Annotated in this window: 19 protein-coding genes and 3 pseudogenes; 7 read left to right on the forward strand and 15 right to left on the reverse strand. The window is 53.1% G+C overall.

Going from position 1 to position 20,845, the window contains the following annotated elements; all coding sequences use genetic code 11:
• The first annotated feature begins 59 nt into the window (after window positions 1-59).
• Window positions 60-872, forward strand: coding sequence for a hypothetical protein (locus tag LKD70_RS02065; protein WP_227706388.1), 813 nt, complete (start codon window positions 60-62; stop codon window positions 870-872).
• 16 nt (window positions 873-888) lie between these two features.
• Here the strand turns inward: LKD70_RS02065 and LKD70_RS02070 are convergent, their stop codons facing one another.
• A complete protein-coding gene (locus tag LKD70_RS02070) occupies window positions 889-1,749 on the reverse strand; it encodes a tyrosine-type recombinase/integrase (RefSeq protein ID WP_227706389.1) in 861 nt (286 codons plus the stop codon).
• A 175-nt stretch (window positions 1,750-1,924) separates the two neighbouring features.
• A complete protein-coding gene (locus tag LKD70_RS02075; RefSeq protein ID WP_227706433.1) occupies window positions 1,925-3,253 on the reverse strand; it encodes a DUF4368 domain-containing protein in 1,329 nt (442 codons plus the stop codon).
• A gap of 120 nt (window positions 3,254-3,373) precedes the next feature.
• Here LKD70_RS02075 and LKD70_RS02080 point away from each other — a divergent pair, with 120 nt between their 5' ends.
• The 5 genes from LKD70_RS02080 (at window position 3,374) to LKD70_RS02100 (ending at window position 10,373) form a co-directional block, all read left to right on the forward strand.
• Window positions 3,374-3,982, forward strand: a complete 609-nt coding sequence (locus tag LKD70_RS02080) for a TetR/AcrR family transcriptional regulator (protein ID WP_227706390.1) — start codon at window positions 3,374-3,376, stop codon at window positions 3,980-3,982.
• An 87-nt stretch (window positions 3,983-4,069) separates the two neighbouring features.
• Window positions 4,070-6,232 (forward strand): ATP-binding cassette domain-containing protein, encoded by a 2,163-nt coding sequence (locus tag LKD70_RS02085; RefSeq protein WP_227706391.1) that lies wholly within the window; start codon window positions 4,070-4,072, stop codon window positions 6,230-6,232.
• A gap of 53 nt (window positions 6,233-6,285) precedes the next feature.
• The gene (locus tag LKD70_RS02090) at window positions 6,286-6,861 is read left to right on the forward strand and encodes an MptD family putative ECF transporter S component (protein WP_227706392.1); all 576 of its coding nucleotides are present in this window, start codon (window positions 6,286-6,288) and stop codon (window positions 6,859-6,861) included.
• Window positions 6,862-6,882: 21 nt separating this feature from the next.
• The gene (locus LKD70_RS02095) at window positions 6,883-8,640 is read left to right on the forward strand and encodes an ABC transporter ATP-binding protein (protein WP_227706393.1); all 1,758 of its coding nucleotides are present in this window, start codon (window positions 6,883-6,885) and stop codon (window positions 8,638-8,640) included.
• Complete coding sequence (locus tag LKD70_RS02100) at window positions 8,640-10,373, forward strand: ABC transporter ATP-binding protein (RefSeq protein ID WP_227706394.1); 1,734 nt, start codon at window positions 8,640-8,642, stop codon at window positions 10,371-10,373. Before LKD70_RS02095 ends, LKD70_RS02100 begins: the two co-directional genes overlap by 1 nt.
• Before the next feature lie 416 nt (window positions 10,374-10,789).
• Here the strand turns inward: LKD70_RS02100 and LKD70_RS18585 are convergent.
• The 8 genes and pseudogenes from LKD70_RS18585 to LKD70_RS02140 form a co-directional block, all read right to left on the reverse strand.
• Window positions 10,790-11,389: pseudogene (locus tag LKD70_RS18585) on the reverse strand (L-2-amino-thiazoline-4-carboxylic acid hydrolase); the annotation flags it as partial.
• Complete coding sequence (locus tag LKD70_RS02110; protein WP_227706396.1) at window positions 11,331-12,344, reverse strand: acyl-CoA thioester hydrolase/BAAT C-terminal domain-containing protein; 1,014 nt, start codon at window positions 12,342-12,344, stop codon at window positions 11,331-11,333. The gene LKD70_RS02110 and the pseudogene LKD70_RS18585, both read right to left, overlap by 59 nt.
• 14 nt (window positions 12,345-12,358) lie before the next feature.
• Window positions 12,359-12,949: pseudogene (locus LKD70_RS02115) on the reverse strand (class I SAM-dependent methyltransferase); the annotation flags it as partial.
• Between the two features lie 134 nt (window positions 12,950-13,083).
• Complete coding sequence (locus tag LKD70_RS02120; protein WP_227706397.1) at window positions 13,084-13,677, reverse strand: class I SAM-dependent methyltransferase; 594 nt, start codon at window positions 13,675-13,677, stop codon at window positions 13,084-13,086.
• A gap of 44 nt (window positions 13,678-13,721) precedes the next feature.
• Window positions 13,722-14,627, reverse strand: coding sequence for an alpha/beta hydrolase (locus LKD70_RS02125; protein WP_227706398.1), 906 nt, complete (start codon window positions 14,625-14,627; stop codon window positions 13,722-13,724).
• Between the two features lie 12 nt (window positions 14,628-14,639).
• Window positions 14,640-15,245: a class I SAM-dependent methyltransferase gene (locus tag LKD70_RS02130; RefSeq protein WP_227706399.1), complete on the reverse strand. Its 606-nt coding sequence runs from the start codon at window positions 15,243-15,245 to the stop codon at window positions 14,640-14,642.
• Between the two features lie 4 nt (window positions 15,246-15,249).
• Complete coding sequence (locus LKD70_RS02135) at window positions 15,250-15,693, reverse strand: class I SAM-dependent methyltransferase (protein ID WP_227706400.1); 444 nt, start codon at window positions 15,691-15,693, stop codon at window positions 15,250-15,252.
• 111 nt (window positions 15,694-15,804) lie between these two features.
• Window positions 15,805-16,383 carry a TetR/AcrR family transcriptional regulator gene (locus tag LKD70_RS02140; protein WP_227706401.1) on the reverse strand — a complete coding sequence of 193 codons (579 nt, stop codon included), beginning with the start codon at window positions 16,381-16,383 and terminating at the stop codon, window positions 15,805-15,807.
• A 435-nt stretch (window positions 16,384-16,818) separates the two neighbouring features.
• Here LKD70_RS02140 and LKD70_RS02145 point away from each other — a divergent pair, with 435 nt between their 5' ends.
• Entirely contained in the window at window positions 16,819-17,055 is a 237-nt protein-coding gene (locus LKD70_RS02145; protein ID WP_265104702.1) for a helix-turn-helix domain-containing protein, read from the forward strand.
• 246 nt (window positions 17,056-17,301) lie between these two features.
• Here LKD70_RS02145 and LKD70_RS02150 read toward each other — a convergent pair whose 3' ends face one another.
• From LKD70_RS02150 to LKD70_RS02175, 5 genes and pseudogenes are all read right to left on the reverse strand, one after another.
• Complete coding sequence (locus LKD70_RS02150; protein ID WP_227706403.1) at window positions 17,302-17,478, reverse strand: hypothetical protein; 177 nt, start codon at window positions 17,476-17,478, stop codon at window positions 17,302-17,304.
• Window positions 17,479-17,527: 49 nt separating this feature from the next.
• Window positions 17,528-19,234, reverse strand: coding sequence for a DUF2207 domain-containing protein (locus LKD70_RS02155; RefSeq protein ID WP_227706404.1), 1,707 nt, complete (start codon window positions 19,232-19,234; stop codon window positions 17,528-17,530).
• The gene (locus LKD70_RS18935) at window positions 19,234-19,992 is read right to left on the reverse strand and encodes a LemA family protein (RefSeq protein ID WP_456115003.1); all 759 of its coding nucleotides are present in this window, start codon (window positions 19,990-19,992) and stop codon (window positions 19,234-19,236) included. Before LKD70_RS18935 ends, LKD70_RS02155 begins: the two co-directional genes overlap by 1 nt.
• Before the next feature lie 112 nt (window positions 19,993-20,104).
• Window positions 20,105-20,239: pseudogene (locus LKD70_RS18680) on the reverse strand (helix-turn-helix domain-containing protein); the annotation flags it as partial.
• A gap of 383 nt (window positions 20,240-20,622) precedes the next feature.
• Window positions 20,623-20,844, reverse strand: a complete 222-nt coding sequence (locus LKD70_RS02175) for a hypothetical protein (RefSeq protein ID WP_407690881.1) — start codon at window positions 20,842-20,844, stop codon at window positions 20,623-20,625.
• Window position 20,845: the final 1 nt, after the last annotated feature.

A 20,845-nucleotide genomic window follows, 5' to 3' on the forward strand; every position in this document is an offset into this window, starting at 1 on the left:
GTATAAACCGGAAAAAAGAGCTACCATAAGAGGGATTTTTTCAGAAAGAGAGGAATTGCATGAAGAAGGAAAACAACTTCTCAGATATATTTGACGACGATTTTGAAGTTACTTATGAGGAAGACGGTGATATGACTCTGGACATGTCAGACCGGACAAAGACTCTCACCGATATAGACAGATACAGCCGCTCTTCTGCCAGGCAGGCAAGACGGGCATATGACATCGATGAAGAGGAGGATTCTGATTACGAATACGAACGGAATTCCAGACGGAATGCGCGCAGAGACTATGACCGCAGCTCCCGGCAGGATCATGACCGCGAGCAGGAGCCCCGGCGCAGGAGATCTTCCCGCCGCAGAGGAGGCGTCCACCTTGCCGCGCCGATCCGCAAAGGAGGCCGGGCGCTTTCCAGGCTTTCTTCCGCGGCAGTGCGAAGCCTGACCGCGATTCTCATTATCGGGATCACGGTATATGTGTGCTGGACTTTCTGGCGGGCAAGCGCCCCTTACGGCGATATCGAGGAGACGGTTCGTACACGGACTCCGTCCATGACGCTGGCAGCCTATTTAAGCGTTGTCGCCATATTCGTTCTGTTTCAGCTGATCTCCCTTCTCTGGTCCATGACAAAAGTACGGGTAAGAGACGGTTACACTACATGGAAGGAAGACACCGGCCGGGGACTTTTCTCTTTTATATTCGTGTTCGCGGCCTCCTATCTCTGTTTTCTTCTCAACCGTCTTGTTCCGGAGTCCCCTGAGATTCTCTATGGGCTGAAAGGGGCTATGGAAGTTTTCGGTTCCATGCACAATGTGCTCCTGGGACTTTGCTCGGCGGGAGTCATCTCCTGCCTTGTGAGAAAATACTGGTAGGTTTCCTCCATCAATATTAAGGTTCTTCGATCCGGATTTTTACGAGATCGGCTGTCTTTTTCTTCAGGCTGCCGCGGTAGGCGGTTCCCCTGTATCTGCGGATCTGCTGTTCGGTTCTTCCCATCTGATCCGCCACCTGGACGGGGGACGCGCCGTAGGCGAACAGGTTAAATGCACAGCTGTTTCTCACATCCTGCGCGCTGTAGCTTCGGATTCCTGCTTTCGTGCAGTATTTTTTCATCATTCTGCTGATGTACATCACGTTCAGCGGGCGCCCTCTGCGGTTGTAAAACAGCGTGTCCTGCACGTCCCGCTCTCTCATGTATTCTGAGAGAATCTTCCACGCATCTTCCGGAATATAACATGGTTCCTTCCTGCCTTCGGGCATCACATAGACTCCCTCATCGTACTTTATAAACTCTTCCTCCCCTCTCAGGGCAATAACCTCCGTAGATGTAAGCCCGGCCCGGTACATAAGCACAAGAATCGTATACGTCATCCGGTCTCCCGCCGCTGCCTTCAAAAGCGCGTCCATATCCTCCACCGGGACATGTCCCGCCTCCGCTGATTCCACGGCCATCGTTTTCAGCAAGGGATAAAAGAAATCCTCCGCTCCCGCAAAGGAGACATACGAGTGAAGCTCCCGGAACTTCTTTGTAATCGTGATCGGACTGATCCTCCCCTTCTCTGCCTGTCCCTGCATATACTCATAATATTTCTTCACATCACCGCTTCCCGCCTTTTCCGCAGGTTTTCCCGTCAGTCGGAAAAACTCCCTGATATCCGACAGATAGCCGGCTTCCGTTGTGTCGCTTTTAAACCGTTCCCGGAATAAATTCCATGTTTCTTTGTTGACAAATTCTCCGTCAAAGTTCATACTTGTCCGACTTGCCTCCTCCTGCCTTGGCGAAATGCGCTTTTATGTTATCAGTATTATTCATACTATAACATTTTGAGAAGAAAAAAGCAAGGGACTGCAACAAGGTGCTTCCCGATAAGAAAACATCGTGGGGCAAGAGAGAAACGGTATAGCTTCGGCTATGCCGTTTTTCTTATTCTTGCTTTGATGAAGTTACTTTGGATATTTCCAGGGCTCCAATGCCCTTATAGTAGATGTCAATTTCCTGGGTACGGTTCTTGCCCTTCGGATCGCTGGCAGCATGGACAACAATCTTCTCGATAAACTCATGCAAGATACACGGAGTCAATTCGGGAATTTCCGTATACCGTTCTACAACGGAGAGGAATCTTTCTACATTTGCGCTTTTGCGTTCCTCCGCTTCAATTTCATCACGGAGGGTAGCCGCTACCTCTTGAAGCTGATGCTGCTCTTTCTCGTAGTCGGCGGAGAGCTTTTGAAAACGCTCGTCAGAAAGTTTTCCCGAAATGGTATCTTCATAAAGACTTTTCCGGTAGCCGGAACACAAGTAGTATTCCTGATCGCGCCGGAAATTGGTCGCCCTGCATTGGTACATAATGGAGCCGCAATCGGCACAGAACATCATACCAGAGAACATCCCCATTTCACCCATCTTTGTGGGACGGCGCCGTGTCTGCCTTGCGAGCCTTGCTGCATCGGCAATCGCCTCCGTCCAGATGGCTTCGTGGGTATTCTCAAAAATCTTCCATTCGCTTTCTGGATTGAGAAGGGTCTTTTTGCTCTTGTAGGATTTTTTGCGGGTTTTGAAATTAACCGTATGCCCCAGGTATTCGCGCCAGCGATCCATAATGTCAGCGATTGTAGAAGAATCCCAAGCATAAGGCGAACCTTTCTTCGTGACATTGGTTGTCCTACCTTTGCTTGCGTAATAAGCAGCCGGGGTGAGGATTTTTCTTTCCGTCAGCTTTCTTGCGATCTGCGAGGGTCCCAGACCGTCCATGATATAAAGACCAATTTCATAAACTACCTGGGCCGCTTCTTCATCCTTCACCCATTGCTTTTTATCGTCAGACGATTTCATGTATCCATACGGAGGCAGGGTAGCCAAATGTTCTCCCGCATTGCCTTTTACTTTCATAACAGCACGGATTTTTTTGCTGGTGTCTTTGGCGTACCATTCATTGATGATATTGCGGAAGGGTGTGAACTCGTTGTCGCCATGGGTACTGTCTACACCGTCATTCACCGCAATAAAGTGAATATCATGTTCGGGAAACATGATCTCGGTATACATACCGACTTGCAGATAATCACGCCCGAAACGCGACATATCTTTGATGATAACACGCTTGACAAGGCCTGCCTCAATATCTGCAATCATCTGTTGAAAGCCAGGGCGGTTAAAGGTCGTACCGGAAATGCCATCATCAACATAGAATTTGAAGTTGGTATATCCGTGTTCAAGAGCATACTTCTCCAGGATTTTTTTCTGAGACGAGATTTGTCAAGGAGTGTTTTTGCAAAGCAGTGTGCAATTCGCATTGACAAGCAGCAAAAAGAACGCTATAATAATGTCGTTATCGATAATGATGTTATTATTTAGGCGCAGAGGAGTGAAGACATGGCCAATAGGGATCATTCCCTGGATGATGGGATCATTCAGGCTGCTTATTCGGAATTTCTTGCTTACGGCTTTCAGAAAGCCTCTCTGCACAAGATCGCCGAAAAAGCCGGTGTTACTACGGGGGCAATCTACACAAGATACAAGAATAAAGACGCGTTGTTTGCCAGTCTGCTTCAGGATTTTTTTGAGACGATGCAGGTTCTCTTTGCTCCCATCGCGGAAGAATACGAAAAAGCAAAGTGCAGCGCGCAGCCGGATGATATCCTCCACGCCATAAACGCCGAAGAACAGGTATATTTTCAACTGCTGACCGAGCACTGCAATGACTGCACTTTATTTTTCTGCCGCAGCGATGGCAGCTCCATGGAAACCGTGCTGCATAAACTAATGGATCAAAAAGCGGAACAAACGGTGGAATTCTTTTCGCATATCTATGGGAAAGCGCCAAATGCCGATGCGATCCGTCTTTTGATGGGCTCACAGTTCTGGTACTTCCGCCAGCTGCTGGATCAGCATATGGAGGAAGGCAGAATGCTTACCTGCTTACAGGCAGTCCTTGATTTCACCAACGCTGGCTGGCGGCAGCTATGCGATACCTTGCAATAAATCCGAAAAGTTAATTCGGACGGTCCATCCGTCCGTTTCTTACGGCCGCTGGTTAGAGACGGCTAACTAATAAGAAAAGAGTTTGCGATGATAGATTTTGAATTTGAATTTCAATATGCAGAAGAAAAGCAGCCCACCTTGCAAAAAGTCGGCGGCAGCATCCCAGCCGGACGCTGTGTGGTGCTCTGCGGCGGCAGCGGCTGCGGAAAGTCCACACTGCTACGGTGCATCAACGGATTAATCCCCCAGTTTTACGAGGGAGAGCTAAAAGGCTTTTGCCGCCTGAATGGGCAGGACACCGCCGGAATACGTATCGGCGAGATCGGCGAGTTGGCCGCCTCGGTCTTTCAGGATCCTCGCAGCCAGTTTTTCACCGTGAACAGCTCCAATGAAGTGGCCTTCGGTCTTGAAAATCACGGTCTGCCGCAAGATAAAATCCGACGGCGGGTAGATGAGGCCTTCCGGATCTTTCATCTGGAGCTGCTGAAGGATCGCAATGTCTACGAGTTGTCCAGCGGCGAGCGACAGCTCATCTCCATCTTGTCCGCGTGGGCAATGGACACAGATATTTTTCTGCTGGATGAGCCCACGGCCAATCTGGACTTTGCAGCCACGCAGCAGTTAAAAGAGATTCTGCTTGCCCTGAAAAAGCAGGGCAAAACGCTGCTGCTCAGCGAGCACCGACTCTACTATCTTGCCGACATTGCCGACGAATTTTGGGTCATGGCAGACGGCGAGATCAAAGGAAAATATACTGCCGCAGAGGCAAAGGCGTTCTCAGTGGAGCGGAGACAAACACTTTCTCTGCGCACGCTCGACCTTGCGGAGATCACCGTGCCGGAGAAAGAGCCGCTGCCGAAAACCGCGCCGACGGCGCTTTCCGTCTCAGATGTCTGCTATACATACGGCAGGAAGGCCGGAGATACCCTCTCTGGTGTCAGCTTTTCCGTCCGTGAGCATGAGATCGTCGGCCTTGTGGGCGCAAACGGCTGCGGCAAAACGACCATCGGCAAGCTGATTGCAGGGCTTTACCGCCCCTCCGGCGGCAGGATAATGCTTTTCGGAAAGTCGCAAAATCCAAAGCAGTTGCAAAAGCAAGTGCTGTTCATCCTTCAGGAGGCGGAGTTCCAGTTCTTCACAGGCTCCGTCCTGCACGAACTGCAATACGGCCATGCGGTGACACCGGAGTTTGAAGCAAAAACGGAAGCGCTGCTGAAAAGTATGGATATGTGGGACTGCCGCAACCGGCATCCCTTTTCCCTCTCCGGCGGACAGATGCAGCGTCTGACGCTGATGATGGCGTATCTATCCGACAAGCCGATCGTCATACTGGACGAGCCGACAGCAGGACAGGACGCGGAAAGTCTGGAGCGGTGCGCAGCGCTGATCCGGGAGATGCGGAAAGAAAAGACTGTTCTCATCATCACCCACGACCCTGAGCTAATTGCAGGTGCGTGTGACCGCTGCATTGGGCTGTCGGATGGGCATGCAGAAATAGAATTCCCCGTTCATTCGGAACGAGATTTGCAAGCGGTACGGCAATATATGGAGCGCTTCCATCTTTCCAATGCTCCTGCGAAAAAACAGCATAAAGAACGATTCCACCCGGCAACGAAGCTGCTTTACTGGCTGGCCCTGCTGGTCGTGATCTCCACATCCAACAACCACTTAGTTTATGCCGTATATACGGCACTGATCCTGCTGACCGCAGCGGACGGCTGGCTCGGAACGGCGCTGGCAGGCGGGATGAGCTTTGGGCTGCTGTGGGCGGCAAACGCTCTGCTGCCGGGCACGGTGTTTTCCTTTATGCTGGTGCTGTTCCCGCGGATCATTGCCGTTGGCATTTCCATGCGGACGCTGATTGGGCGGAATGAAGCCAGCCGTACCCTGGCAGCGCTGCGCAATCTGCACCTACCGGAGCGGCTGATCATGATCGTGGCGGTGATTTTCCGCTTCTTCCCCGTTCTGTCGGGAGACATGAAGTTGCTGCGGCAATCCATCCGCACCCGGGGCGCGTTTGTGACGCCATGGCAAAAGTTGCGTGCGCTGCCATCCTATATCGAAATACTGACCGTGCCGATGGCTTTGCGCGTTATCCGCATCGCCGAAACGCTGTCCGCCTCCGCCGAAACACGGGGCATCGACTTAACCCGCCGCAAAAGCAACTATCTGTCGCTTCGGTTTTCTGCGTGGGATGCTGTTTTCTGCGTCCTGCTGGCGGCATCGATCGCCGCCGGCCTTATCCTGTGATCGCCGTCTCTGCGACGTTCAACCATATTCCATTCAAAAAGGAGTCTTTAACCATGAGTACTGCAAACCCCAATAAACTGAAAATCAAGGACATCATCACCGTTGTCCTGCTGGCTCTGATCAATGTGGTCATTTTCTTCGCCAGCTCCGTCCTGTACGCAACGCCCATTACCATCATTCTGATGCCGGTGTTTTTCACCCTGCTGGAGGGCATCGTCTACTTCATCATCGGCACGAAGGTGAAAAAGCCCGGTGCGATCCTCATTTACAGCATTGTCCGCGCCATTATGGGCGGATACCTGCCGTACATCATCCTCTTTATTCTCTCCGGTGCCATTGCCGAGCTGCTGCTGTGGAAGATGGGCTACGGCAACGCGAAGGCGCTGACCGTCAGTTATGTCATCAATCAGGTGCTGGCTGCATTCGGCAGCACCATCATTCCCTACGCCATCGCAGCCAAGGCTATGGCGGATCAGATGGTCACCGATGGCCGTCAGGACGCCATCCTTGCCGCATCCCAGATGCTGCAGTCCTGGGTATCCGTGGCACTGGTGGCCGGTGTGATCGTGGCGGCCTTTATCGGCGCAATGATCGGCAAGCGGATCGTGAAAAAGCATCTTGCTGCGTAATGCAGTCGAAAGGAGTTCACCATGAAAGAAATTGAGCCAAAGCGTTCCGCCGCCTCGTGGCTGGCAGAGCTGGCAAAAGGGCGGTACGGCGAGTACGCTTTGAGCGTCCTTACGGCGCTGCTGGGCGTCGCCTGCTCGCTTGTTCCGTATTTCATCATCATCCGGCTCATCACCGCACTGGTAAACGGCACGGCGGAGCTGACGTACTGCCTGACGCTCTGCGCGTGGATGGCAGGCTTCTGGGTACTGCGCTATGTGCTGCACAGCGTGTCCACCTCTCTCTCCCACCATGCGACGTTCCATGTGCTGGCCAATACCCGCGTCCGGCTGCTGGACAAGCTAGCGACGCTGCCGCTGGGTACGGTGCTGGATCGTTCCTCCGGCTCGTATAAGAACATCATCGTCGAGCGGGTCGATTCCATCGAAACCACCCTTGCCCACCTGCTGCCGGAGATGACCACCAACATCGTGGGGGCGCTGGCGGTACTGGTGCTGCTGTTCATCGAGGACTGGCGCATGGGCCTTTCCATGTTCATCGTCCTGCCGCTGGGCATTCTCTGCTTTATGTCCATGTTCAGCGGCTATAACGAGAAGTTTCAGCGCACGGTCACCGCGACAAAGACACTGAACGACACGGCTGTGGAATACATCAGCGGCATTGAGGTCATCAAGGCGTTTGGTCAGTCCAGGACCAGCTATGCAAAGTTCGTCTCCGCCGCAAAAGAGGGCGCGGACTGCTTCATCGACTGGATGCGCGGGAGTTTGTTCGGACAGGTGGCCGGAATGGCGATACTCCCTTCGACACTTCTCGGCATCTTGCCGGTGGGCTGCCTTCTCTATATGCACGGCACACTGTCGGCGGAGACGTTTCTCGCGGTCATTGTTCTGTCCTTCGGCGTTATGCAGCCGCTGATCACCGCTTTTTCCTACACCGATGACATCGCGCAGGTGACGACCATCGTGGGTGAGGTGGCGGAGGTGCTGTCCGGCGAGGATATGCAGCGTCCGGAACGTGCGGAAAAGCTGCCTGCGGACAACGCCGTCGAGCTGAAAGATGTCCGCTTTGCCTATCACGACAAGGAGGTACTGCACGGAATCGATCTGCACATTGCCCCGGGGACGGTCAACGCATTGGTCGGGCCTTCCGGCAGTGGAAAATCCACCATCGCCCGGCTCATCGCCTCCCTGTGGGATGTGAAGGACGGAGAAATCGACCTGGGCGGCGTGGACATTCGCACGCTGCCGCTGGCGGAGTGCACGAAGCACATCGCCTATGTGTCGCAGGACAACTACCTCTTTGACCTTTCTGTCATGGACAATATCCGCATGGGCAGAAAGGGTGCGACCGATGCGGAGGTCATTGACGCCGCGAAGAAATGCGGCTGCCACGAGTTCATAATGGGGCTGGAGAACGGCTATCAGACCGTATGCGGTGCATCCGGCGGTCACCTGTCCGGCGGTGAGCGGCAGCGCATCTCCATTGCCCGTGCCATGCTGAAGGACGCGCCGATCGTCATTCTCGACGAGGCAACGTCCTATACAGACCCGGAAAACGAGGCGGTCATCCAGTCGGCACTGGGAAGGCTGGTGCGGGGCAAGACGCTGCTGGTCATTGCCCACCGGCTGTCCACCATTGCGGACGCCGATCAGATCATTGTTGTCAATCAAGGCAAGATCGAAGCGACCGGCACGCAGGCGGAGCTTCTTGCGTCCTGCCCCCTTTATCAAACCATGTGGGAGGCCCACATCAGCGTCAAAGACGACGGGGAGGTGGCGTAATGCTCAAGACACTGAAAAAATTTTTTGCCTTCTGCGGGGTGGACAACCGCAGGCTGTTTATAACATCTATCTGGCTGGGCGTGGTCAGCGCCATTTGCTCTGCCATGCGTATTCCGGCAGCCGCCATCGTCATTCAGGCGCTGCTGGAAAGGAACGTCACTATGGCAACTTTATGGACGAGCCTCGGCATTATCGTGATCTCATTGATCATTACGATTGCCATCAACATGAAGGCTACCATGCTCCAGACCCGTGCGGGCTACCGCGCCTGCGCCAACAAACGCATCGAGATCGCCGAGCACCTGCGCTACCTGCCTATGGGCTGGTTCAATGACAACAGCCTCGGCGAGGTCACGTCCGTCACCACCAACACCATGGAAAACATGGCGAATGTGGCTACCCGCGTCGTCATGGTCACGACCCGCGGCTTTCTGACCTCCGGCATCATCGCAGCGATGATGTTCCTCTTTGACTGGCGCATGGGGCTGATCACACTGACGGGACTGGTGCTGTTCTTTGCCGTCAACGCCGCCATGCAGCGGGCGGAGCAGACCCTTTCCCAGCGGAAGTTCAATGCCGATGAGCGCCTTGTGTCCAAGGTGCTGGAATATGTGCAGGGCATCGCCGAGGTCAAAAATTTCGACCTGACCCACGACTCTGCCACGCAGGTACACGGCGCTGTGGAGGAAGCCCGCAGGGCGTCCTTTGCTATGGAGATCCCGTCGGTGCTTTATATGCTGGCGCAGTTTGTTGTCAACAAGCTCACCGGCGTTGCCGTCTGCGCGGCCGCTATCGTCTTTTACTTCAGCGGCACCATGGAGCTGACAAACTGCCTTTTGATGCTGATCTGCTCGTTCATCCTCTTTGAGCAGCTGGACAGCGCCGGAAGCTTTTCGGCTTTGTTCCGCTCCATCGACATCGGCGTAGATAAGGCAAGCGCAATTCTGCGCGTAGAACCCATGGACATTGACGGGGAGGAGCTTTCGCCGGAACGGGAGGACATCACCCTGTCCCATGTGGATTTCTCCTATGACAGCAAGCCCATCCTGCACGATGTGTCCCTGACCATCCCGGAGAAAACCACCGTGGCCATCGTCGGTCCGTCCGGAAGTGGCAAGACCACGCTGTGCAATCTCATGGCGCGGTTCTGGGACGTGCAGGGCGGCAGCGTGCGCCTCGGCGGACGGGATGTGCGGGAGTACAGCTACGACAGCCTCATCCGCAATTTCTCCTTTGTGTTTCAGCGGGTCTATCTGTTCTCCGACACCATCGCCAACAATATCCGCTTTGGCAAGCCCGACGCCTCCATGGAGGAGGTGCAGGCCGCCGCGAAAAAAGCCCGCTGCTACGACTTTATCATGGCATTGCCGAACGGCTTTGACACCGTCATCGGCGAAGGCGGTGCTACGCTTTCGGGCGGCGAACGTCAGCGAATTTCCATTGCGCGCGCCATCATGAAGGACGCACCCATCATCATTCTGGACGAAGCCACCGCCAATGTCGACCCCGAAAATGAAAAGGAGCTGATGGAGGCCGTTGCGGAATTGACCCATGATAAGACGGTCATCATGATCGCCCACCGGCTGAAAACCGTGCGCCATGCCGACCAAATTTTTGTGGTCGATCACGGCGAAATCGTTCAGCAGGGCACCCATGACGAGCTGGTTGCTGTTGACGGGCTCTACCGCCGCTTCGTGGTGGAGCGGCAGCAGGCCGCCGGGTGGAAGGTCTGAAGAAACACAATCTAAAAAATATGAAAAGAAGCTCGTATCAGCTATTGACCGATACGAGCTTCTCCGTTTATTCTCTGTTTCCGGTAATAAAGTAGTCGCAATATCCACACGCCATATACCGTTGCCGACCTGCAGCTCCTTTGAGTCAAAGCCCGCCGCCGGGCCGAAAACGCTCCGTGTGGATTTGACAAAAACGCCGGGGACAAGGCGGTAAAGCCCCGGTATGTGCAGCAGGGCTGCAAGCTGTTTGTGGCTCGTTCTCGCCAGCTCCTCCACATAGCCATGAACGGTTTGCAGAGCCTCCTCTTTCGGCATGACCCGCTGCAAGGTTTCGTAGGCCGCAACGCCCGGTAATATTTGTCGCTGGAGGTGGTATTGCTTCTCCTTGCTTGCATCTGCATTTCTTTCACGAAGCTCTTCTTTTTATACCCGCAGTCGCAGTATGGGCCGCCGGAGGCGAGGGTGTACTGCCGCACAAAGTCGGTCACGCCGCCGGCTTCGCTCATGGTGTAGTCCAGGTGGCACAGGGCGGGGGTCAAATCGTACAGCCCCAGCTTTTTCATCAGCACACAGATACCGCATTTGGTGAAGCGTCCCTCGTAGCCGCTGTCATCGGGATATTCGTAAAGCTCCATATTCCATGAGTAGGGGTTGCGGTCAGCGGCTTTCAAGGTGGCGGTCGCCTTCATGCCGGAAATATCTTTGGGGGTAAACTTGTTTTTTCCGCTCTTGCGGCAAAACCATTTCATGGGCTTTGTCATCATGGATTTTGCATAATACTCCGTCAGCCGCTCCACATCCGGGTGTTCCGGCATGGAGAGGATGAACGCACCGATCATCGCGCAGTTGACGATGTTCATCTTGAAGCGATCGCCTTTTTCAAATTCGGGCAGCTCGGAGATGATCTCCCTGTATTTCGGCTTTGCTTTTTTCGTGATGGCTTTTGCCGTATCGACATCATAGCCGAATACTACCGTCAGCTGTTTTTGGAATGAGCCTGCAAACATCGTCCACATGCCGAAAGGGATTCCAAATAGGTCGCTTTTTGTCCCTCCAATCGCATATCACGCGGGTCATGCGGCGGTCAATGTCAATGCGAGCCGTTTTACACTCCCTGGGATATTTCTTCGCAGCGCTGAACGCCAGCTTGACAAACAGTGCCGAGCCGACGGGAAGCATGGTCTTGAGCATACCGTCGGGGAAAACAAAATGCGTGCCGTGCTCATATACGACCGCCTCGACTTCGCAGGAGTGCGGTTTCTCCGCAAGGCGTTTTTCCATGCGGCGGATATATTTTGCGGTGTCCCAAAGTGCGTCGTCCTCTGCGCCGACAAGAAACAGCTTGCCGCGGATATTCTCGACCTTTATGAATTCCTCCTCGGTAATCGGGTGCGCCGCTTCAGAGTCGTCAAACAGCTTGCGGGAGGCAATCATATTGCCGGTGCGTTTGGACTCCTCCAAGATTATGCGCCAATAGTCAGGGTGCTGATAGCAAAACGGCATGTATGGCAAGGGCTTTCCCTTGTAAGAAAAGAGTGATTCTCCCACCATTGGCCATTCCCTGCAGCCATCCTTTTTGCCCTGCATGAACCCCTGCCACACAAAGTTGCTGGGTGTCATTGCAATGGTTAGAGAAATGTCGCTGAATATCGATGCTGCCGTCAGGGCGAGGGTACCTGTCGTTGAGGCTCCCGCAATGCCTATTTTTTCGTTTCCGTGTAATTTGAGCCATGCCATTGCTTTTTCGATGCGTTCAAGGGGATAGTTGTGATGACCGTAGTCCTTTTTCCCGGGCGACATAGTCAATACGTTCACACCGAGGCGAATCAGCCACTTCACCGCAGAGCGCGCCATATAATCCTCGGGGTCGTCGCCGAGCATGGCGATGACGGTGCAGTCCGATCTGTCCTTGCACGCCCAATACGCGCCGTAAAAGCCATCGCTTTCAACATCAAAGTGGATGTGTTTCATTCAAAACGCCTCTTTCAAAAGTTGATCTTTACAATCTGCATCTTCATCATTCCGTCGCCGATTTTGGCGAGAAAACGGAAAAAGCCGCTGACGGATGGGTCTTTCAAATCGGTGTAGCCCAGCATATAGCCTCGGCTGGTGACCTGCAAGCGGCTATCCCACGCACTGATCTCTTGGGGAGCGTCCGAAACTGCGAAATACGCGCCCACATCTTGAATCTTCGCACTTTTAAGCCATGTTTTTGCGATCATCTTCACCGCCGTCCGATTTGCAGCGTCAAACACCAGCACACCGCCGGGGAAGGCGTCTGCCATACCCTGCACAAGAGCTTTGACCTGCTCGGTCAGGAAGTAATAGAACACGCCGGAGGCAAAGAATACCGCGCCGTTTGAAGAGTCAATTTTTCCAAACCATTCGGTATTGTTCAAATCGCATGGGATATTTTCCTCACGCTCCCCGGCGGGCAAAAGCTCGTTACGCACGGCTATGACATCGGGAAAGTCCAGATTGTAAATTTTACAGCTGCCGTTGTCGCAACTTCTCCCGGTGCTGTCCAGCCCGCAGCCCAAATTGACCACCGCCGCATTGGGGTGAGATTTCAGATATGGAATCGTCGTCACACCACAGTATCTTTTTCAGCGTACCGCCCTTCGACCAATATAGACTCTTGATGGCAAAATACAGAAACGGCGTCATGATACGGCGCGTGCCCTTTCCGATTTGGGCGAACTGCCCGCCGTCAAAGAAAGCGTGCTCCACGGGCAGCTTCGTCTGCGTCAGAAACGCCATGGCAAGGTCTGCACCGATGGAAGAAGCGACCACCATCGCCAGCCGCTCCACGCCCTGCCGATGCAGAAAGTCCTCCACCTGCCGTATTTCGTCCAGCTTGCTGACATATTTCTGCCCCTCGCAGTAAACGGTGGAGGTGGGCAAGATGCAGAAATATCGATCCTGCAAATACCTCGCAATCGGTTCGCTGCTCGCTCCTGTCACACCCATTGCATGAAAGAACAGCACGGCAGTTTTCCCGTGCCTGCCTCATCATATCAGGCGAATAATCGAGACAGGTAATGTCCGCCTCCGGCATAGTCTGATAAACCGGCATGGTCAGAATCCCTGTTCCCACCGGCACTTCCAGCAGCTTGCCGGAGAAATGCTCCGGAATACCGGACAGCGCCTTTTCCCGATAGGCGTTGTTTTCCGCCTTGTTCATTGCCCACACCAAGCGGCACACCGCTTTCCCGCTCAGAGTAGAGCAGGTGATCATGCCGTCATAAAAGTTGTTTCCGCCCGTCATTCGGTACGCACCGCGAATGACTTCTTTTCGTTCCATGGTTCTTCCTCCGTGTTTCAATCAACACACGACCGTTTCCGATCTCATTTTTTCAAAATGTCCACGATTTTCGCAAAACCCTCCTTTGCCTCCTTGAAGATCGGCAGCATACAGTAGCAATGCACCATCTTCGGGCGGGCAGACACCGTATAGGGGACATTTGCCCGTTTGCAAGCGTTTTCAAAATCGGGCAAAGCACCGTAGAGCACTTCGTCGGCAGAATAGAAGAAGTGGATATCGCCTACGCCGGTAAAATCTCCCCGGGAGCCGGAGAGCATATAGTCCGGCACATTCTTGCAGCCGTGCCGCATGAACTTCTCCACCGTCACCATAAAGGCATAGTCGATGGAAACGTCCCGTTCATTGAGTGCCTGCATCCGCGCTCTTTCCGCATCGTTCCACGGCACCTCGCCGGGGGATACAACGACGATGTGTCTCGGCTGCGGCAGCGGCTCGGGCTGCGCGTTGTTGTGCGCCGCGATCCCCAAAGCCAGCGCACCGCCGGAGGAAAAGCCGCAAGTACTGACATTTCCGCCGCCATATAGTTTGATCATTCTGCGGTAGCATTCATACGCCATGTCATAGGTCTCGGTAATACAATGTTCCATACAGAGCGGATAAAACGGGAACCACACATCACAGCCGGTCTTATAGCACAGTTTACGCATCACGGGCAGGTCGCCCTTATCGGGGCCGATCACCATGCCGCCGCCAAAGAAATAGAGAATCGCGCGCTCGGACGGCTTTGGATGCTCTCGCACGATCAGGCAGGGAAAGCCGTTTACCGCAATCGTTTCATAATATGCCTTGTGGTCGGTGGGCATAAAAACGCCACGATGCCGGTTCTGCTTTTCAATTTCCTTTCGCAGTGCATCCTCCGACAAGGCGAACACCTTTTTCGCGCCGGAGAGCTTGTATACGCTGCGTAAGATAGATGCAAAGATACTCATGATTTAGCCCCCTCATTTCCACGCCGTAATGCAGAGCCAGCTTTTCTTTTTGTGTATCTGCACATCGTGAAAGCCCGCCTGCTCCAGATACGTCTTCAGCTCGGCGTCTTTGTAGATGGTCATGCCGCCGATGATCTCCGTCCACTTCTCATCCTTGTCCGTATCGCCGTTGCTTTCGTTGCAGATGAGTAATGTCCCGCCGGGCTTCAGCACCCGGTAAACCTCCCGGAAGCACTGCGGCAGATCGGGCCAGAAATAGACGGTTTCAAAGGCCGTTACCGCATCGAACCAGTCCTTTGCGAAAATGATACGCTCCACGCTGCCCTGCCACACCACGCAGCGCCCCTCCTGAATTGCGGCTCGGTTGAGGCTTCGAGCCTTCTCCACACTGACGGTCGAGTAGTCGATGCCCTTCACGATACCCTCCGGGCATTTTTTCAGAAGTCTCTTGATGTTCGCCCCTCCGCCGCAGCCGCAGTCCAACACCTTGGCGTCCGGAGTAAGCTCCAAAAAGCGAAGTCCCCACCGTGCCACAGGACTGTGCCCCAGGTTCATCATGGCGACCATGATTTTCCCGCCAAGCCCCACAGGCTTTCTGGTGTTCTCAAAAAATGACATCTTATCACACCTCCGATTTCACACATTCCGCATAGGTCAGCGGGAAGGACGCCTTTAGAACAGCGCTTTTCCGCACCGTCCAGCCGTTTTGCCGTAGGAAGCGCAGGTATTCCTCGCTCGTCCACTTGCTACGGAGAGGGAAGCCTGCCATCCTCATAAAAAATGCCCTGACCATGCCGGAAAACGAGTTTCCGGCATGGGTGAAGGTCGGCGCAATCAACACGCCGCCATCCTTCAGCACCCGGCGAATCTCGGCAAGGGCCTTCTCCGGCTGCGGCACGATGTGCTTTGCAATCAATCCCGTGCCGGTAGCAAGCTCCAGCACCGTCTTGTGCCGCACGACCGGCCGGATCAGCTCATACATCTCGTCATACGCCGCCCGATCCTTTCGCATAAAGCGGTCGTAACGTCCGGCATTTTTGTCCCAGAAATTCTTGTGTTCCTGCATCGCTATCATTCCTTTCAATGTTAGATTAACCTAACCGATGCGTGCATTCGAGAGGTTAGATGACGCTAACCGTTGTATCTTGGAAAAGCCGCATCTCTGCGGCCTTTCGGCTTATTCAAATAGCTCCCTGCAAGCTCCGTACACCAGCGTTTCCAGCACCTGCGGATACAACTCCCCAATCTGCTCCTTATGGGAAACTGTGAGGATCAGTCCCCGCACCGTCGCGGCAGCCAAAGAAGCGCCGCGCCTTGGCATCAAATCATATTTTTCCAAGAGCTGACGAATATGCGTTTCGTCATCGTGGTAATGTTCCTTTTTGACGCCCTCCGGCAATCTCTGTAAAAGCAACTTGGCGTCATGTTCAATGAAAACCATGTCGCCAGTATCAGACAGCCGCCGGCAGACGGCAAGAACCGCCTTTGCCGCACGCTCAGACGGCGGCAAGCCGTCAGATTCACACAGCGCGCGGTCGGCCACCTCGTAAAGCTCGGCGTGGATGCCCTCCAAAACCGTGAAGAAAAGCATTTCCTTGGATTCGTAGAATTTATAGAACGAGCCCTTCGCAATGCCGACCGCCTTCGTCAGCTGATCCACGGAGGTTTTCTTCATCCCCAGCGTGACAGCGCAACGCCTCGTTTCCTTCAGCAACGCCTTGCGGAGCTGCTCAGTCTCGTAATCGGTAAAAGCCAAGGTCGCACCTCCTTAAATATGACCATTTCGGTTCTTCTGGTCATATTATACCGCGCTTTTTTCTGGTTTGCAATGGGTGTGGAGAAAAAATCGCTAATCAAAAGGAGTGCAGTGTTGCAGAAAGAGACGACGGAATTCCGGTAATCGTTGTCGCCACTGTAAAAGAAACTATATCGTAAAAAGGCATCAGAACGAAGCATCCAAACGCTGCGTTCTGATACCCATTTTGTTTCATATTGCACGGATGGATTGATTACAAGAAAAAAACATCATATAACATGATTTATATGGTTATTTAAGTGAGCGGTAGCACATCTTAAAACGAAGTAGAGGTGATGTGCAGTGAATAATCCGCTTGATTTATTTGCGTGGAAACTGCGGGCGGAGTGAAAACGGCAGCATTTGACGCAGAAGGCGTTAGCTGAACGGCTCCACATGAGTGTCCGCACAATCATTGAGATAGAGAAATGTAAAAGCAACCCCAAATTTGAAACCGTGGCGCTTTTGGCAAAAGAATTGAATATCAGCCTAGATGCCGCAATCTTCCCCGACATGGTGACCGGGACCGTCTCAAAGACAGTCATTGATTTCTTTGCGGGGAAAAGTGAGGCGGAGATCCAGAAGTATATCGCACTCTGCAAACAGGCGGAGACCTTCCAAAAAGACAAATAACGCGGTCGGGTTTGATGTGCCCGACCGCGTTACTGTTTTTACCCATCTTCATGCGGGCAAATTGATTTTTTATGTGAAATCGTCTTGAAGCTGCGCTTACTATTAGGGGCACAGTTCATTTATGTGTTTTAAAACTTCGTAGTCTAACGTTACAGGTACCGGTGTTTTGTGTTCCCCAATTATGGCCTGTTTCTCTGATAACACCTTCCCGGAAGCCGTAGACACATCCAGGGGAGGAGAATCCAATTAGTTCAGAAACAAGAAGGTAAGGGCAATATATCCCAGCACCGCTACAAACAGAACGCCAAGAACACAGACCACAGCAATCCGCAAGCCCTTATGGATCTTCTCTCTACACAAGATCAGTACCAAGATGCCCGTCGCTATGATAAGCAGGGCAATTCCTGCTACCCACAGCTCCATACGCATTCCCCCTTTATGCAACAAGTTTGCAGATGCAAATGCATGGATTTTACCAGCTTCCGCCGCCGCCACCGCCGGATCCGCCGCCGGAAACGCCGCCACCGCCACCGCTGCTGGACCCGCCGCCAGACGAGCTCTGCCGCGGTGCAGAGGTCATGGCGCTGGCCGCACTGCTCAGTGTCCGATCCATGGCGTGCCACATGGTAGCAGCCGTAAATACATCATGTCCGCTGTACCACTCGGGTGGTTCAATAGCAATGTTTTCAAACTGATTTACCCATTTGTCCGACACATCCAGCACATAGGCAAAGGGCAGGATGTTGTAAAAATATTTCGGATCTTCATGAACAAGCATTTCCAGCCGATCTTTTTCCGCCGTTTCCAAAAACTTCTTGAACCCTGTTATCTTCTCCAGATTCCTGTGGCTCTCGTCTGTGCGCTGGCTGATATACCGCGCAAGCCAAAAGGCTGCGGCAAGAATCGGCAGTCCGATTACAAACGGAATAAACCGCTCGTTCCCGCCCAGGATATTGGCAAGTATCACAACATCAAGAACAAAGCAGGCAATTACAAGCAACCAACAAAGGAGCTGCCACCGCGCGGAGGTCAGGGAATGTATGCGGCCCTTTTCTCCGGAATAACCGTAATTAGAGGATATCTGATTCAGGGTGCGATAGAATTTATTCCTGAGATCGCTCCCGGTAACCATGTCTTTGCCGCTTTCAAAGAGACCTTCAAAAAACCTTTTTTTATCCTCGTCAAGATCATGGGGATACGGCTTTATACGCTCGATGCGGTACGCACCGCTCCCCTCCTCGTCGCCGTCATGAATGGCAATATAGCCCTCGTTTGCCAGCTCAATGAGCAGGGCGACTATATCTTTTTTCGGCAGCTTTCCTTTATACCAATACGCTACGTCTGCACTGTTCATGCCCTCGGGCGGATAAAATTCAACGGTCTCAATGACCTTCTTTTCCCTGCCGTATTTGAGCCATATGATAAATACAAAAATAAGGCACGCAAGAGGGATAAGCGCCATGGTGCTGAGCTTTAACATATGCAGAACCTGGTTGAAGTAGAAATAACCCTCCTCAAGCTCCAGTCTTACGGTCAGGGCCTGATATGGCTCCAGTTCCTCCCAGAGGAAGCCTTCAATCTCCAGCCCATCCGTGTAATATTCTACGATATCCGAACCGGTAAACCCGTATCCGCCTGTTGAAAAGCCCAGCAGGCTGCTGTCGAACTCCTTCGGCATGGTGATTGTAAAGCTCACGAAGTCGATATAGGTACCCCAGCCGTCGCCAATAATGTTGAAGTACAACTCATCATAGCCGTCCGCCACATCCTGCCCAAGCACATAGTCATAGGAGATTGTATAATGCTTGTCGCCGGTAACGGTAGTATCAGCATCGCCAATCTGCAAAATGAGGTCGCTGTTTTGCGTGGACTTTTCATAATCCTCGCTGCAGTAAATGTCACGGACCTTCGCCCGTGTGACTGCTGTGGAGCCGTCGGCCCGCACGACCTCGTTCCGCGTTGGGATAGTTCTGTAAATACCGTGCCGCGCCTCATTGAAATAGACGTCTATTTCTTCCTTGATGCTGAGTACATTATCCTCGGACACATCAATATCCACATGATAAGCGGTGATATAATAAGGTTCCTCGGGATGATCTGCAGCCTGCGCCGGAAAAACCGCTGCCGACATCATTACAAGCAATAAAATTAAAGAAAAAATCACTTTACACTTTTTCATCAGAATTGCACCCTTACCGCTTCCTTTTCCGTCTCATCTTCTATGACAAACATCTGGCGCTTACCGAATTTGAACATATTTGCCACAATAGAGGACGGAAACATCTCTGTTTTATTGTTGTAATTCCGGACAACGGCGTTATAATACTTTCTTGCGTTGGCAATATCCTCTTCCGTTCTCTGAAGCTGGTTGTTCAGGTCAAGAAAGTTTTGGTTTGCCTTCAAATCCGGGTATTGCTCCGCAAGCACATGAATGGCGGCAAGTCCTCTGGCAAGTTCCGTATTGGCCTGCAGCTTCTGCTCTTCTGTCATATCTGTGTAGCGCATATTGCGGGCAGAAATCACGTTTTGAAGCGTCTGCGCTTCGTGCTTTGCATAACCCTTTACGCTTTCCACAAGGGCAAGAGTTACATCGAGCACCAGGCGGAACAAAATGGCACCAGCTACAAGGCAAAGCTGCGCGCCACCATCGACCGGCTCCTGCCCGGCTGCTCCGACCTGGAGGACCTGCTCCGCCGCCTCCAGTGGGAAGGGTACGAGCTGAAACGGGGCAAGTACATATCCGCCAGGGCGCCGGGCCAGGAGCGGTTCACCCGATTGAAAACCCTGGGCGCCGACTACGCCGAGGAGGCACTGACCGCCCGGATCGCCGGAAGGCCCAGGCCCTCCCGCCAGCCGCAGCAGCGCACCGGGAAGCCCAGCCTGCTCATCGACATCCAGAACAATCTCAAAGCCCAGCAGAGCGCCGGCTACAAACACTGGGCAACCATCGAGAATTTGAAACGGGCTGCGGAAACGCTGAACTTCCTGACCGAGCATGGGATTGGAAGTTTGGAGGAGCTGTCCGAGCGTTGCGACGGGGCGGCGGCCGCCACCGCCAGGGTGAAGGCAGACCTCCGGGCAACGGAGAAAGGCCCTTCGCTTTCAGCGAGAGCGACTTGTCCCGCAGGTGATGGTTGGACATCACCGTGTAATCGCGGGTTTTCTCAATGCGGAATACCGCCATGTTGGATACCTCCTTCCGTTGGTTTTGAAAAGTGTTCGTTTCGGTGGTTTTGTGCCCCTGTATCACTGCCCGGCCTCCCATGAGGGAAAGGATATGGGCGGCCTCGTTTGCGCCGCCCACAGGCGAAAAATCAGGGGATTTCCCACCCGTTTTCATACAATTTTGAGTGCCCCCGGCAGGGCATAAAAAAACGCCACAGGTTTGTGTTACCTATGGCGTTTGGGACAGGAAAAGGGTGCTGACATTTCATATCAGCACCCTTTGTCCTGCCGGTATTAAATTTTTGACTTCACATCGTGTTCCTTGCCTCTGAAAACATTGATTTTACTGGACTTGCTCATGTTTTCTTATTAGGAGGCAAGTCAGCACAGTCCCCTTTTCTTTCACTCGTCAAATTCAAGAACAGCAATGTGAAACTGCGGCGTTTCCTTTAGCTCCTTCACCACGCCTCTTCTCGTCTTTAAGCGCTCCGACTGACGGAAGTTCGCGCTCATGCCGAGCGCATGCTCGATCATGTAATAATAAGATGTGGGGAGGACACCCTCGGTCACTCCCACTTCCATCCCGGGCTTTAAGGCTTCCGTATTCTCGATTGTAAATTCCATC

This window comes from Ruminococcus turbiniformis (genome assembly GCF_020687545.1).
Lineage (GTDB): Bacteria > Bacillota > Clostridia > Lachnospirales > Lachnospiraceae > Mediterraneibacter > Mediterraneibacter turbiniformis.

Excerpts from the sequence above, each read along its gene's own strand:
- LKD70_RS02065 (WP_227706388.1), top strand. The coding sequence starts at position 60 with ATGAAGAAGGAAAACAACTTCTCAGATATATTTGACGACGATTTTGAA.
- LKD70_RS02070 (WP_227706389.1), bottom strand. The coding sequence starts at position 1,749 with ATGAACTTTGACGGAGAATTTGTCAACAAAGAAACATGGAATTTATTC.
- LKD70_RS02080 (WP_227706390.1), top strand. The coding sequence starts at position 3,374 with ATGGCCAATAGGGATCATTCCCTGGATGATGGGATCATTCAGGCTGCT.
- LKD70_RS02085 (WP_227706391.1), top strand. The coding sequence starts at position 4,070 with ATGATAGATTTTGAATTTGAATTTCAATATGCAGAAGAAAAGCAGCCC.
- LKD70_RS02090 (WP_227706392.1), top strand. The coding sequence starts at position 6,286 with ATGAGTACTGCAAACCCCAATAAACTGAAAATCAAGGACATCATCACC.
- LKD70_RS02095 (WP_227706393.1), top strand. The coding sequence starts at position 6,883 with ATGAAAGAAATTGAGCCAAAGCGTTCCGCCGCCTCGTGGCTGGCAGAG.
- LKD70_RS02100 (WP_227706394.1), top strand. The coding sequence starts at position 8,640 with ATGCTCAAGACACTGAAAAAATTTTTTGCCTTCTGCGGGGTGGACAAC.
- LKD70_RS02110 (WP_227706396.1), bottom strand. The coding sequence starts at position 12,344 with ATGAAACACATCCACTTTGATGTTGAAAGCGATGGCTTTTACGGCGCG.
- LKD70_RS02120 (WP_227706397.1), bottom strand. The coding sequence starts at position 13,677 with ATGGAACGAAAAGAAGTCATTCGCGGTGCGTACCGAATGACGGGCGGA.
- LKD70_RS02125 (WP_227706398.1), bottom strand. The coding sequence starts at position 14,627 with ATGAGTATCTTTGCATCTATCTTACGCAGCGTATACAAGCTCTCCGGC.
- LKD70_RS02130 (WP_227706399.1), bottom strand. The coding sequence starts at position 15,245 with ATGTCATTTTTTGAGAACACCAGAAAGCCTGTGGGGCTTGGCGGGAAA.
- LKD70_RS02135 (WP_227706400.1), bottom strand. The coding sequence starts at position 15,693 with ATGCAGGAACACAAGAATTTCTGGGACAAAAATGCCGGACGTTACGAC.
- LKD70_RS02145 (WP_265104702.1), top strand. The coding sequence starts at position 16,819 with ATGAGTGTCCGCACAATCATTGAGATAGAGAAATGTAAAAGCAACCCC.
- LKD70_RS02150 (WP_227706403.1), bottom strand. The coding sequence starts at position 17,478 with ATGGAGCTGTGGGTAGCAGGAATTGCCCTGCTTATCATAGCGACGGGC.
- LKD70_RS02155 (WP_227706404.1), bottom strand. The coding sequence starts at position 19,234 with ATGAAAAAGTGTAAAGTGATTTTTTCTTTAATTTTATTGCTTGTAATG.
- LKD70_RS02175 (WP_407690881.1), bottom strand. The coding sequence starts at position 20,844 with ATGGAATTTACAATCGAGAATACGGAAGCCTTAAAGCCCGGGATGGAA.